Below are 13,994 nucleotides of genomic sequence, written 5' to 3'. Positions count from 1 at the left end.
CCGGCTCACGAAGAAAACCTGCAAAAATACATGAATTTGTGTCCTTGATCGCTGGCCACGAACAATTCCTGCAATTGTGCAGGCTTTTTACCGAATATATGGACTTAGATTCACTTTCAGCGAAAATTCCTGCACTTTTGCAGGCTTTTCGCCAAAATAAGCCATTTTCAAAGAAAAAGCCCGCACTTTCGCAGGCTTTTTCTTTGACGAGCCGACTCGTGCCCCTCGCTGAGCAGCGACACAAGTGGTCGACCGACCGCCGTCATGCAGCGCAACACCGCGCGCGGTGCGAATCTGCGTGGATTAGGCGCGATAGAGAAAATTGGCTGAACGGAAATAATCTGATTTTCGCAGATTTTCTCCCCGATGTACTCAACCGGCTGCCGCGCCGCGCAGCGCGACAACGCGCGCTGCGCGGCACCTCCCGCCCAGCGCGGCACCTCCCGCCCAGCGCCACGACGCACGCCGGGAGCGGCTCTGCGCCCCTTCGATGCAGAGCGCGCTTCCCTGGCATGCGCGGAGCTTATTTGCCGCCCTTCAACTCGCCCAAATCGATGAAGCCGTCTTCCTGGCTGTATGCAGGCACGCCGTGGATGCCGACGTCCAGGCCGACCAGTTCTTCATCTTTGCTGACGCGAAGCGGAACGGCGAGGTTGATCAGCTTCAGGACCCCCCATGTCAGCAAATATCCCCAGATGCAAACGACTGCAAGGCCGAGAGCCTGCACGCCGAGCAGCCCGAACCCGCCTCCGTAAAACAATCCGGCTGTTCCTTCGCGGATAGCATCCGGCTGCGCGAACAAGCCTACTGCAACGGTTCCGATACACCCGCTGATGCCGTGAACTGGGAATGCGCCTACAGGATCGTCGATTCCCTTGGATTCCAATATTTCAGTGGCATACACCATGGCGATTCCGCATACGATTCCGATAATAATGGCCGCGACGTCACTTACAAACGCACATCCGGCGGTAATCCCGACAAGGCCCGCCAATGCGCCGTTGATGACCATCGGAGGATCGGCTTTGCGGTACCGAAACATGGTGAACAAAATGCAGGTTGCGCTTCCGGCCGCAGCGGACAGCATCGTCGTTACCGCAATATGTCCGATGGAGGTATTCGTAGCGCTGAGCGTGCTTCCCGAGTTGAAGCCGAACCAGCCGAACCAGAGAATAAAGGCGCCTACGGACGCGAGCGGCAAGTTGGACGGAGGCACGATGTTGGCCGACCCGTTTGCCGAAAATTTGCCGATGCGGGGACCGATAATGATGGCTGCCGCGAGCGCCGAGAAGCCCCCGAGAGCGTGTATGACGGCGGACCCGGCAAAATCGACCATGCCCAGCTTACCCAGCCATCCGTTAGCGGCCCAAACCCAATGGCCTGCGATCGGATAAATCATTCCCGTCATGGCGATTGTATATAAAATATAGGCGCGGAAATTGATTCTCTCGGCAACGGCGCCGGATACGATAGAGATGACCGCGATAACGAAAGCACATTGAAACAGCCAGTACGTTTCATGGGATATGGATAAATCGATATGTGTCAAGTCTCCTCCCATGAAAAATCCGCTCGTGCCGATGAAGCCGCCGGCATCTTTTCCGTACATGAGCCCAAAGCCGACAAAATAAAAAATAAGTGCCCCGAAAGCGATATCGACGAACACTTTCATAATGATGCTTACCGCATTTTTTTGCCTGACAAAGCCTGCTTCCAGCAAGGCGAAGCCGCCTTCCATGAGCAAAATCATGGCTGCCGTCAGAACGACCCAAATGGTGTCCAAACCGCTGGAAAGCTGTTTAATTGCATCCATTATCCCATCTCTCCTTGTATATTGAGCAATACTTTCGCCTAAATTATACGTTTCTGATGATAAACATGTCAACGAATGACGTAAGAATACGTAACATATTATCCGTAATGTTCGTAATCTGCCAAAAAGCATGTAAGTTATTTCGCATATACCTGCAAAAACTCGGTCTCCAGACTGAGGACACCTTCAATCCCTCGTCTCTTTTCATTGCCGGCTGCATCTTATAGACTAGAGGTATCTTAACAAACACGTACACAATTGGAGGAAGCAAGCATGAATCCGAATCTGTTCGGGCGAATCTTCTGGGGGCTTATTCTTGTCACCGCAGGCGCATTTTTCCTGCTGGATCAAATGGGGCTCATCAAAATCGATATCGCGTATATCTTTTCCACTTACTGGCCAATCATTCTCATTTTCTATGGTTTGACGGGATTCGTTTGGCAGCGCAAGTATCATTGGGGAAGTTCCGTCTGGAGTGTACTGCTGTGCGGGGTAGGCACCATTTTTTTGCTTCATAACTTGAAGCTTACCGATTTGTCGATCGGGGAAATGTTTCGATACCTTTGGCCGGTGGCGCTGATTTTGTTCGGGCTGAATGTGATTTTCAAACCTTGGAAAAAGCATTCGCACGCCGATCGGGATGCTTACCGCGATGCGAAAAGAGACGCAAGGGAAGCGCGGCGCGCGGCGCTCCGCGAAGAGCGCGAGAAATACAAGCGTCAATGGAAGGAATTCAAGTGGGAGCATCATGCGTCATCCGATGCATCGGCCCATAAGGAAGACAAGCCCGAGATCAAGAGAGAACTGAGCGAAGAAGAGAAGGCGGTGCTGAAAGACATTCACGGCGAGTTTGATCCGCACAAATACGGCGATGCTTGGAAAACTGCGGAGGAAACCGCTTCGATTAACCTGTCCAAGCATGAAGACGCGACCGGCAAATCGCAGAGGGGGCTCCATCACAATCACCGGCATCCGCGCTATCAAACGTTTGGCGGCGATCATTCCGGAGATACGATTCACAGGCACGGCTTTATCGGCGACGTGCACATGGGGCAGGAGCCATGGGAGCTCAAGCCGCTGCACATCTCTCATTTTATCGGGGATTCCGTCATCGATTTGACCCGCGCCTCCGTTCCTTTGGGGGAGACGCCGATTTTTGTGACGGCTTTTATCGGGGACGTGAAAATTTTTATTCCCAACGATATCGATCTGGAGGTCAAAGTGATGGCCAGCTCGTTTATCGGGGATATGAAGGTACTCGATCGCCGGGAAAGCGGGTTTATGAGCAGCGTTCGGACGGAAACCGCCCATTTTGACGAGGCGCAGCGGAAGCTGATCGTGACGACCAGCATGTTTATCGGAGATATTACGATTAAAAAAATAGGTTGAGGTCGGATCATGTACAAATTGCGGATGTTCAATATGAAGTGGCAGTTGTTGAGCTACTTCTTTATTGCAAGCTTGATCATAGTGTCCAGCATCTTTATCGCGCTTGAATATTTCCAGGATTATTTCGCTTACTGGGAATTCAAAATGTGGTTTTTGATCGCCATTCTGGCGGTTTGTTTATCCACGGGCTATGTGGCAACGAGAAGGTGGCAGCGCAAAGTGGACGAACTTCACCTGGCCATGCTGGAAATATCGAAAGGCAACTTTTCCAGCCGGATTGAACTGGAACCGGTCGAGCCTTTCCTCTACCTGTATGATACGTTCAATACGATGGCTTCGGCTATCGAGGCCCGCGTACAGCTGCTGCAGCAGTTGGGCGAGGCCGAGGCGATTCGCGACCAGGAACTCACCGAAACCGCGGTCATGGAAGAGAGGCGGAGGCTTGCGCGCGATCTGCATGATACGGTCAGCCAGGAGCTGTTCGCTATCCATATGTCGGCGTCCTCGCTTCCGAAAATGCTGGAAAAAAATCCGGCCGCAGCCGAAGGCGTCATGACTCAACTGATTCAAATGTCGCATCATGCGCAAAAGCAGATGCGCGGACTCATCTCGCAGCTGAGGCCGATCGAGCTGAACGATATGACGCTGCAAGAAGCTCTGGAGAAATGGTTCCCCGAATACTGCCGGGCCCATGAACTTCAGGGCCAGCTTGATGTTATCCTCGGCGAAGCCATATCCGAAGCGATCGAGCACCAGCTGTTTCTCATCGTACAGGAAGGGATGGCGAATGTCGTTAAGCACGCTTCCGCGAAGGAAGTTCGCCTGTCGATTCACGAGCGGGAGCACCAATACATTTTGCAGCTGCAGGATAACGGCCAGGGCTTTGAACGGAGCGGCATTCCTTCGGCCTCGCACGGGCTGACGACGATGAAGGAAAGAGCGCAGAAGCTCGGCGGCGATGTGGAAATCTTCAGCAAACCGGGAGCGGGAACGAGGGTGCAGGTGAAAATTCCGCGTTTTGCGGACGATACCGAAGAAGCGATTGTCAAAAGGAGAGGAAAAGTCGAATGAGTAACGCGATAAAAATTATGATCGTCGATGATCACGATATGGTCCGGGTGGGGCTACGAACTTATATATCTTTGGAACCGGATTTGGAAGTGATCGGGGAAGCCGGCAACGGAAAAGAAGCGCTCGACCTGCTGGAGGGCGCACTTGCGGAATCGCTCCCGGACATCGTGCTGATGGATCTGACGATGCCTGTCATGGACGGTATTGCCGCCACCAAGCTGATCGGCGAAAAATATCCCCGGACCAGAGTCATCATGCTGACGAGTTTCCTGGAAGAGGCGAAGGTCGTTGAAGCGATCGAGTCCGGGGCCATCAGCTATATGCTCAAAACCGTCTCATCGGATCAGCTCGTCCATGCCATTCAGAGCGCATACCGCGGTATGCCGGTCATGAATTCCGACGTTTCTCTCGCGCTGACCAGAGGGATCCGGCAAAAAAGCGCCAAGCCTGAGGAGGACGTACTCACGACCCGCGAAAAAGAAGTGCTTCTCCTCATCGCCGATGGGAAGAGCAATAAAGAAATATCCGAAGAGCTGTTTATCAGCATCAAAACGGTAAAAACCCACGTCAGCAATTTGCTGATGAAGTGCGAGCTGGAGGACCGGACGCAGCTTGCCATCTACGCCCACCGCAAAGGATGGGTTTGACCGGAGGCGGATTCGCACATAAAATCTACATTTTGGCACATTCTAAAGCGTAAGAACTTCAATTCGAACGACTAAAGGAGTGTCAGACCCATGCAACTCATTTCTTCCTCGCTGGAGCAAGTGCAGGAGAGTTTCGGCAGTGTGCGTGAACGCCTGCATGAATTCGACTTTGCCCTGGGCGGCAACTGGGACTACGATCACGGATATTTCGACCGGCATTTGGACGAGGCGAACAAAGTTTGGCTGCGCATCCCGTTCCAAGTCGTAACCGGTCGAATCGAAGGCGACAGTGAGGCGACGGATGCTGTCGTCAGGCTCGGAACGCCCTTTGTGCTTAAGCATGTATATAATGAAGGACTCGATTACGATGCCGAAGCGGCAACTTACGGCGCAATGGTCGATCAATTTCAGACGCCTCTCGATTCCGACGCGAAAATTGAGGGAAACTGGATCGAAGAAGCGGCGGAATTACTGCAAAAAGTGGAGCAATCCTGGGCGCAATAAGCAAAATTTGTTTTTTTACCTCCCGTTTATTGATTTTTAATGTTGGTTTAAGGTTATGGGTGCATGATAGAGCCATAGACAACTAGACCTACAATATTTGGACCCCATAGCATGCACTCATTCTTATTCAAACATGGAGGTAAGAAAAATATGGAAGACAATAAAAAGGATTACAGCGATTTTTTCAAGCCGCAGAACAACGATAACGGCTCGGACAAACCGCACAACGAGCAATCATCCAACCAAGAAAGGCCTTCCTACTATTATTCTTACGGTCCTTACAAGTCGGCATTCAGCGATAACAACAGCTCGGAGCCTTTGACCACATCGGTTTCTGGCGCAGAGGGCACATCAAGCGTTGAAGTGACCCCGCCCAAAAACCTGCGTTCGTTCAGCTTCCAGTCCGAGTCGGGGCAACCGGGAGGTCCGGGGCAATGGGATTACAATACACGTAAACGTACGTCCGGCAAAAGCATTTTCGCCGCCTTCATGGCAGGCGCTCTGGTAGTTGGCGCATTGATGTTCGGAGCGGACAAAATGAATCTGTTCACAGGCCATCAACCGCTGTCAGCCAGCAGCTCTTCCGCATCGACGAAAACTTCGGCCGCTGGCTCAAGCAGCGGCAGCAACGATTTGAAAAACGTAGGACTCGACTTCGCGCGTCCGAACAACATCTCCGAGATTGCGCAAAATGCGGGTCCGGCCGTAGTCAAAGTCGAATCTTTTGTCAAGGCGAAGAAATCGACCCGCGGCAGCGGAAATTCCTTGTTCGACGATCCGTTCTTCCGCCAATTTTTCGGCGATGAAGGCAGCGGCGGCAGTGGCGGTGGAAGCCAAAACGACAACCAGCAAGATTCAGGCAGCGGCACCTTGCAGGAAGCGGGCATGGGTACAGGGTTTATTTTTGAAAAATCCGGCTACATTTTGACCAATGAGCACGTGGTCGACGGCTCCGACGAAGTTCACGTAACCGTTCAAGGCTACGACAAGCCGTTTACCGCCAAGCTGCTGGGCAACAGCTACGATCTCGACTTGGCGGTGCTCAAAATCGAAGGCGCCAAAGACTTCCCGATCCTTCCGCTCGGCAAAGCCGAAGACGTGAACGTCGGCGACTGGGTCGTCGCGATCGGCAACCCTTACGGGTTCGACCATACCGTAACCGTCGGCGTGCTCAGCGCCAAAGAGCGTCCGATCAGCATTCCGGATTCCAAGGGAACCCGCGAGTACAAACATTTGCTGCAAACCGACGCATCGATTAACCCCGGCAACTCCGGCGGTCCGCTGCTGAACTTGAACGGCGAAGTTATCGGCATCAATACGGCGGTAAGCGCGCAGGCGCAAGGCATCGGATTTGCGATTCCGACCAGCACGATCTCATCCGTTCTCGAAAACTTGAAAAACAACGTGGAAATTCCAAAAGAGCCGGTTCCGTATTTGGGCGTAGGCTTGCAGGATATCGGCAAGGATTGGGTCAGCGAACTGAAGCTTGAAAATACGGACGGCGCCCTTGTAGGCAGCGTTCAGCGCAAAAGCCCAGCTTTCCAAGCCGGACTGCGCCAATATGACGTCATCGTCGATATCAACGGCGCCAAAGTGAAAAGCTCGCAAGATCTGATCACGAAAGTTCAGGCGACCAAAGTAGGCGACAAAGTGACGCTGGGTGTTATCCGCGACGGCAAACGCATGGAAGTCCCCGTAACGATAGGCGATAAAAACACATTGTCGGCGACAACCAACAAATAAGACTCAGTTGCATTAAAGGAAGTGGAGACCCGCGGCCGCAAGCTTGCAGGCTCTGCTTTCTTTTTGCTTTCGCGCGATTTTGTTACAATGTATATATCAGGGTTGTAAAATGAAGGGTACAAGAAAGGCGGCTGCTTGCATGAGAGAAAAAATTTTAGTAATAGACGATGACGAAAAAATCACTTCAATGTTGAGGCGGGGCCTTGCCTTTGAAGGATATATGGTAGTGACCGCAAGCAATGGCGCCGAAGGCTTGAAGCAGACGCTGCTGAACGATCCGAATCTGATCGTTCTCGATGTGATGATGCCGCAGATCGACGGCTGGGAGGTCGTGCGCCGGGTTCGCGAGAGCGGCAGCGAGGTGCCGATCTTGATGCTGACGGCCAAGGACGAAATCAGCGACCGGGTCAAAGGTCTCGACCTCGGCGCCGACGATTACCTCGTGAAGCCTTTCGCGCTCGAGGAATTGCTGGCGCGGGTCCGTGTACTGCTGCGCAGACGCGCGGAGCGTCCGGAGCAGCCGACAAACCGGCTGACTTACGAAGATGTGACGCTCGATCTGGATACGCGCGAAGTTTTTCGCGAAGACAAGCTTGTCGAACTGACGACGAAGGAGTTCGATCTGCTGCATTTGTTTATGCTGAATCCGAAGCGGGTGCTGTCCCGGGACATCATCATGGAAAAAATTTGGGGCTACGATTACAGCGGCGAATCCAACGTGCTCGAAGTTTACATCGCCCTGCTTCGCCAAAAAACTGAAGAACACGGGCACAAGCGGATCATCCAGACAGTCCGCGGCGCCGGCTACGTGTTGAGGGGGGAATCGTAAGCGATGTCTCTCCGCCTCCGACTAACGCTCTGGTATTCCGGCATATTGGCGGTGACCATGCTTGTTTTCGGTATCGGGCTTTATTTTTTTCTGAACTATTTTTTGTATGATGGCGTGAAAAGCGATCTCAAAGAGGAAGCCGAAATGAGCTATTCCCGCGTGCAAAAAAGCGTCGCTCTTTCGATCAAAGGGCTGGTCATCGATCTGGAGTTGGAAAACAGAGACTTGAATTCCAATAACATCTCATTGCAGCTGTACAACGTAAAGCTCAAAACGGTGACCCGTTCGGCATTGCTGCTATACAACGGCATTGCTCTGCCTGTTCCGCCGCTTGACAAATTTGCGCATACACCGTCTTATTTTGAAAAGACGAAAGTAGCCGGGAACCAGGATATCCTCATTTATCACATGGGAATATACGGGAGCCTGGACAGACCGGATGAATTGGTCGGGGTGCTGGAGGCTGCTTTTCCGATCGGACACTATGAGTCGACCCTGCTCAAATTGCGTTATGCGCTGGTATTCTGGGCTTTGATTACGATTGTTCTGGCTGCATCCTTGGGCTGGTTCATGTCCAGAAAAGCGTTGATGCCTATCGATCAGGTCATCGAGGCGGCGAATCAGATCGAGAGCGGGACTGACCTTGAGAAGCGGATTCTTTATGACGGTCCGCAGGATGAAATCGGCCGCTTGACGGAAACGATCAACGGAATGCTGTCCCGCATTCAAGTGACGTATTCCGATCTGGAGGAAGCTTACCGGGCTCAGCGCCGCTTTGTATCGGATGCTTCCCACGAGCTGCGGACGCCGCTTACGACGATACGCGGGAATGTGGATTTGCTTGAGAAAATGTGGAAGCAGACTTCCGGCAATGCGCAGCTCGCCACGCCGGATCAAATGCAAATATCGCTGGAAGCGATGCAGGATATCGCCGGTGAAGCGCAGCGCATGAGCAGGCTGGTGAACGATCTGCTCGCGCTTGCGCGGGCGGATGCGGGAGTGCAGATGGAGATGTCCGAGCTCGATATGCTGCCGCTTGTTCAGGAGGTCATACGCCGAACGCAATTTTTGTCGCGTACAGCCGACTGGCAGGTGGGCGATCTGGATGCGCTGAACGACGCCGTCGTGCAGGGAAACCGCGACTATTTGCAGCAGCTTTTGTTCATTTTCATCGAAAATGCGTTCAAATATACGCCGTCAGGCGTCGTCATGCTCGATGCGCTTCGCTCGCCGGGCCTTGTCGGACTGCGGATCGCCGATACCGGGATCGGCATGAACAAGGAAGATGTGCCGCACATTTTCGACCGTTTTTATCGCGCGGATCTGTCCAGAGGCCAGACGAGCGGCACAGGACTCGGCTTGTCGATCGCCAAATGGATTATTGACGAGCACCGCGGCTCGATCGAAGTTACAACCCGCAAAGACGAAGGCAGCACTTTCATCATCTGGCTTCCCGCCAACTTCCCTCTAACCGTTTAATCCGTTATAATGAAAGAACAAAACTTATATCCGGAGCAGGTGGAGCAAGCATGAAAGTTGTCAAAATATCGCCAAGAGGCTACTGCTACGGCGTCGTAGACGCAATGGCTTTGGCTATGCAAACGGCTAAAAACCTGAATCTGCCAAGGCCTATATATATATTAGGAATGATCGTGCATAATTCGCACGTGACCGACTTCTTTAAGGAAGAAGGCGTAATTACGCTCGACGGCGAGAATCGTCTGGACATTTTGGAGCAAATCGATACCGGAACGGTCATCTTTACGGCGCACGGCGTTTCTCCGGAAGTAAGGCGCATGGCGCGGGAAAAGGGGCTTACCGTCGTTGACGCCACATGTCCGGACGTTACCAAAACCCATGACCTGATCCGCGAAAAGGCTGCCGATGGCTATGACGTGATATATATCGGCAAGAAGGGCCATCCCGAGCCGGAAGGCGCTGTCGGAGTCGCTCCGGGACACGTGCATCTGATCGAGAAGCTGGAGGAAGCGGAGAAGCTGGACATCCGTTCGGAACGAATTATTATTACGAATCAAACGACGATGAGCCAGTGGGACATCAAACATATTATGAACCGCCTGCTGGAGCTGTTTCCCAAAGCCGAGATTCACAATGAAATATGTCTGGCTACCCAGGTACGGCAGGAGGCGGTGGCCGAGCAGGCCAAAGAAGCCGATCTGGTCATCGTCGTCGGAGATCCGAAGAGCAACAATTCCAACCGTCTGGCCCAAGTATCGGAGGAAATTGCGGGCGTCAAGGCGTACCGGATATCCGATATCACCGAGTTGGACCGGAACTGGCTTGCCCATGTTCGCCAGGTAGGCGTCACTTCGGGCGCTTCCACGCCGACTCCGATCACCAAAGAGGTCATTGCGTATTTGGAGAGCTACGATCAGAAAGACGAAACCACTTGGGAATTGAAACGTACTATAAATATGAAGAAGCTCATCCCGGCTGCAAAATCCAAAACAGCGGCGAGCGAGTAATTGTTACCAATTCAACTTGATAGGATTGAGAACCGGCATGCAAAGTGCACAGAAGGTGAAACCCAAACATATTCGCTACGATTGGAAAAGCACCAAGAAATGGTTCAAGTATAAGTATTTGCTGCTTTTGCGTGCCAAAGGGGGGCCGTCAAAAGTAGCGCGGGGATTTTCGATCGGTTTGGCAGTCGAAATGTTCACGCTGCCTACGGCCGGATTTGCCTTCCTTCTCATCTTTCCTCTAGTATATTTGCTAAGAGCGAATTTGGCGGGGGCATTAATCGGATTTGTGTTCGGCAAAATCATTTATATCCCGCTCGCATTTTTGAACAAGCATGTCGGAGACTTGCTGGTTCCCAAGCCTTTTAAACATTATCTCATTCATCATTTGCCCGACCTGTTATCGAATATTATCCGCGGAAGCCTGGATTTGATCGTAGGCGGGATGGTCGTTGGAACGATGCTCGGCATTATTATGTATTTCCCTATTTTATTGCTGCTGAAATATCATACGAACCGCAGGAAAGAAAAGCGCAGAATTCGCAAGGCGGAGCTCCTTTTGCCGAACGGCGCGGAATAAAAAAATAAATTAGTGCTTGACGAACTTTCGTCAAGCATTGTATATTTACTTTAGTGATTAAAAGCGTAGAAGCGAGCAAGCGTTTAAGCATTTAAGCGTTCAAGGGGTTATGCGACAAGTTGGAGTAACATAGTTTATCGGCCAGCAGTAGACTGGTTCATATTTTAAGGAGCGTGAATTCAGATGATCGCAATTACATCGAACAAAATTTCCGGCGAGCGGATCCAGGAGCTCGTTCAATGGATTGAAAAGCACGACGTGCAAGCGCACGTATCCAAAGGGGAAGACCGCACGGTTATCGGTATTATCGGCAAAGCGGATCCCAAGATGGCGGAGCAGCTTCGTCAAATGTCGGGAGTTGAGCAAGTGGTGAAAATTTCCAAATCCTACAAGCTGGCGAGCCGTGACTTCCACCCGGCCGACACGGTGATCAAGATCAAAGACGTGGAAATCGGCGGAGAACAGCTCATCATCATGGGCGGCCCTTGCGCGGTGGAATCTCCGGAGCAAATCGACGAGATCGCCCGTCTGGTCAAAGCCGCAGGCGGCCAAGTGCTCCGCGGCGGCGCATTCAAGCCGAGAACAGGTCCTTACAGCTTCCAGGGCGTAGGCGTCGAAGGCTTGATCATGATGGCCGAAGCGGGCAAAAAGCACGGCCTTCTGACCATCACGGAAGTGATGACGCCGGAATACGTGGACGTATGCGCGGAATACGCAGATATCCTGCAGGTGGGAACGCGCAATATGCAAAACTTCGATCTGCTTCGCAAATTGGGAACGATTCAGACGCCTGTACTGTTGAAGCGCGGCTTCAGCTCTACATATGACGAGTTCCTGAACGCGGCCGAATACATTCTTGCAGGCGGAAATCCGAACGTTATGCTCTGCGAACGCGGAATCCGAACATTTGAAACCTACACGCGCAACACACTGGATCTTTCGGCAATTCCGGTGCTCAAACAGCTCAGCCACCTGCCTGTCATTTCCGATCCGAGCCACGGCACGGGCCGCCGCGAACTGGTAGAGCCGATGACCAAAGCATCGGTTGCAGCCGGAGCGGACGGTTTGATTATCGAAATGCATACGGATCCTGATAATTCAATGACAGGCGACGGCGTGCAATCCCTGTTCCCGGATCAATTTGCCAAATTGCTGGTCGATTTGGAAAAGCTCGCACCGCTTCTCGGAAAGAAATTCGATACGAAAAAAGAGCCGATTTTGGCTTAAATAAAGCTCTCACCGGAGGCTGCGCTTCTTCGAAAACGAAGAAGCCGGCCTTTTTCCTGCTTTTATCACAAATCTGTGAACAGTGTAAGCATAGCTGACACATCCATAAAAAATACCTGACATAAGTATTGACGGTAAGAAGTTAAAAGCTATATAATATGTGCAAGATAACAAGAAAAAGTTGAACAATCATCACGCAAAGTACGTTGAATGTACGGAAATAGGAGGTATTTTTAAAATGTCAGTTCAAAACGTGTTGAACCTCATCAAGGAAAAAAACATCGAGTGGGTAGATTTCCGTTTCGTAGGTCTTTCCGGTAAACAGCAGCATATTTCTTTGCCTGCGACGGAAGTGGACGAAGATACTTTCGTAAACGGCGTAGCTTTTGACGGTTCCTCTATCCCGGGCTTCCGTGGTATCGAACAATCTGACATGGTTATGATGCCAGATACCGAGACTGCGTATGTAGATCCTTTTACAGCGCATCCGACTTTGGTTATTATGAGCAACATTCATACTCCAGAGGGCGAACGCTATGACCGCGATCCTCGCAGCATCGCTCAAAAAGCTGAAGAGTACCTGCAAACTACAGGTATCGGTACAACTGCAAATTTTGCTCCTGAATCCGAGTTCTTCATCTTTGACGATGTGCGTTACGAGTCCGGCATGAACAAATCCTACTTTGAAGTGGATTCCGAAGAAGCAGCGTGGAACTCCGGCCGCAAAGAAGAAGGCGGAAACCTGGCTTACAAAATCCCTGTTAAAGGCGGTTACGTTCCAGTAGCTCCAACCGACAGCCAACAGGACATTCGTTCCGAAATGTGCCGTCTGCTTGCGGAGACAGGTCTTCGCATCGAGCGTCACCATCACGAAGTTGCTACAGCGGGTCAAGCTGAAATCAACTTCCGTTTCGACACTTTGACTAAAACTGCAGACAACCTGCTCAAATACAAATACATCGTTTCCAACACAGCTAGACAATACGGCAAAGTGGCAACATTCATGCCAAAACCTCTGTTCGGCGACAACGGCAGCGGTATGCACGTTCATATGTCCATCTTCAACGGCGGAGAGCCTCTGTTCTATGAAAAAGGCGCTTACGCGAACTTGAGCGAAATGGCTATGCATTACATCGGCGGTATCCTGTACCACGCTCCTGCGCTGATTGCAATCACAAACCCAAGCACGAACTCTTTCAAACGCCTGGTTCCTGGTTACGAAGCGCCGGTTAACCTGGTATTCTCCAAAGGCAACCGTTCCGCAGCCGTTCGTATTCCGATCGCAGCTGTGACTCCTAAAGGCTGCCGCATCGAGTTCCGTACTCCGGACAGCACGGCTAACCCATACCTTGCTTTCGCAGCTATGCTGATGGCGGGTCTTGACGGTATCAAAAAGAAAATCGATCCGACCGCTCTTGGTTACGGTCCTTTCGACAAAAACATCTATGAAATGTCCGATGCTGAAAAAGCGGAAATCCGCAGCGTTCCTGGCACGCTGGACGAAGCTTTGGACGCTCTTGCGGCAGATTCCGACTTCTTGCTTGAAGGCGGCGTATTTACGCAAGATTTCATCGACAACTACATCGAATTCAAACGCGGAGAAGCAAAACAAGTGGCTATCCGCATTCATCCGCACGAGTACTCCCTGTACTTCGATTGCTAATCTGTACGCTCTTATACTATTATTAAACAAGCTGGTTCTTCGGCA

The 13,994-nt window shown here is 51.7% G+C and carries 12 protein-coding genes; 11 read left to right on the top strand and 1 reads right to left on the bottom strand.

All coding sequences use genetic code 11. The annotated features are described in order from the left end of the window. Positions 1–523: 523 nt before the first annotated feature. Entirely contained in the window at positions 524–1,813 is a 1,290-nt protein-coding gene (locus tag AC3G2T_RS23215; RefSeq protein ID WP_474683468.1) for an ammonium transporter, read from the bottom strand. A gap of 273 nt (positions 1,814–2,086) precedes the next feature. Here AC3G2T_RS23215 and liaF point away from each other — a divergent pair, with 273 nt between their 5' ends. The 11 genes from liaF (at position 2,087) to glnA (ending at position 13,949) form a co-directional block, all read left to right on the top strand. Further along, positions 2,087–3,202 carry a cell wall-active antibiotics response protein LiaF gene (liaF, locus tag AC3G2T_RS23210; protein ID WP_488437067.1) on the top strand — a complete coding sequence of 372 codons (1,116 nt, stop codon included), beginning with the start codon at positions 2,087–2,089 and terminating at the stop codon, positions 3,200–3,202. A 9-nt stretch (positions 3,203–3,211) separates the two neighbouring features. Beyond that, positions 3,212–4,273, top strand: a complete 1,062-nt coding sequence (locus AC3G2T_RS23205) for a HAMP domain-containing sensor histidine kinase (RefSeq protein ID WP_488437066.1) — start codon at positions 3,212–3,214, stop codon at positions 4,271–4,273. Further along, on the top strand, positions 4,270–4,920 hold the full coding sequence (locus tag AC3G2T_RS23200) for a response regulator (RefSeq protein ID WP_474683471.1): 651 nt from the start codon (positions 4,270–4,272) through the stop codon (positions 4,918–4,920). The genes AC3G2T_RS23205 and AC3G2T_RS23200 overlap by 4 nt, the downstream gene beginning before the upstream one ends. Before the next feature lie 90 nt (positions 4,921–5,010). Then, a complete protein-coding gene (locus AC3G2T_RS23195; RefSeq protein ID WP_488437065.1) occupies positions 5,011–5,424 on the top strand; it encodes a YugN family protein in 414 nt (137 codons plus the stop codon). Positions 5,425–5,574: 150 nt separating this feature from the next. Beyond that, positions 5,575–7,167: a S1C family serine protease gene (locus AC3G2T_RS23190; RefSeq protein WP_488437064.1), complete on the top strand. Its 1,593-nt coding sequence runs from the start codon at positions 5,575–5,577 to the stop codon at positions 7,165–7,167. A 139-nt stretch (positions 7,168–7,306) separates the two neighbouring features. Beyond that, a complete protein-coding gene (locus AC3G2T_RS23185) occupies positions 7,307–7,996 on the top strand; it encodes a response regulator transcription factor (protein ID WP_474683474.1) in 690 nt (229 codons plus the stop codon). Positions 7,997–7,999: 3 nt separating this feature from the next. Then, positions 8,000–9,475, top strand: coding sequence for a sensor histidine kinase (locus tag AC3G2T_RS23180; protein ID WP_474683475.1), 1,476 nt, complete (start codon positions 8,000–8,002; stop codon positions 9,473–9,475). A 50-nt stretch (positions 9,476–9,525) separates the two neighbouring features. Then, positions 9,526–10,482 carry a 4-hydroxy-3-methylbut-2-enyl diphosphate reductase gene (locus tag AC3G2T_RS23175; protein WP_488437063.1) on the top strand — a complete coding sequence of 319 codons (957 nt, stop codon included), beginning with the start codon at positions 9,526–9,528 and terminating at the stop codon, positions 10,480–10,482. 55 nt (positions 10,483–10,537) lie between these two features. Continuing rightward, a complete protein-coding gene (locus tag AC3G2T_RS23170) occupies positions 10,538–11,059 on the top strand; it encodes a DUF2062 domain-containing protein (RefSeq protein WP_474683477.1) in 522 nt (173 codons plus the stop codon). A 183-nt stretch (positions 11,060–11,242) separates the two neighbouring features. Further along, complete coding sequence (gene aroF / locus AC3G2T_RS23165) at positions 11,243–12,286, top strand: 3-deoxy-7-phosphoheptulonate synthase (RefSeq protein WP_488437062.1); 1,044 nt, start codon at positions 11,243–11,245, stop codon at positions 12,284–12,286. Between the two features lie 238 nt (positions 12,287–12,524). Then, positions 12,525–13,949, top strand: a complete 1,425-nt coding sequence (glnA, locus tag AC3G2T_RS23160) for a type I glutamate--ammonia ligase (RefSeq protein ID WP_488437061.1) — start codon at positions 12,525–12,527, stop codon at positions 13,947–13,949. Positions 13,950–13,994 lie beyond the last annotated feature (45 nt).

The sequence above is a fragment of the Paenibacillus sp. sgz302191 genome (genome assembly GCF_057749925.1).
The sequence above is the reverse complement of the archived record's forward strand: the minus strand, read 5'-3'. Positions and strand labels throughout refer to the sequence as shown.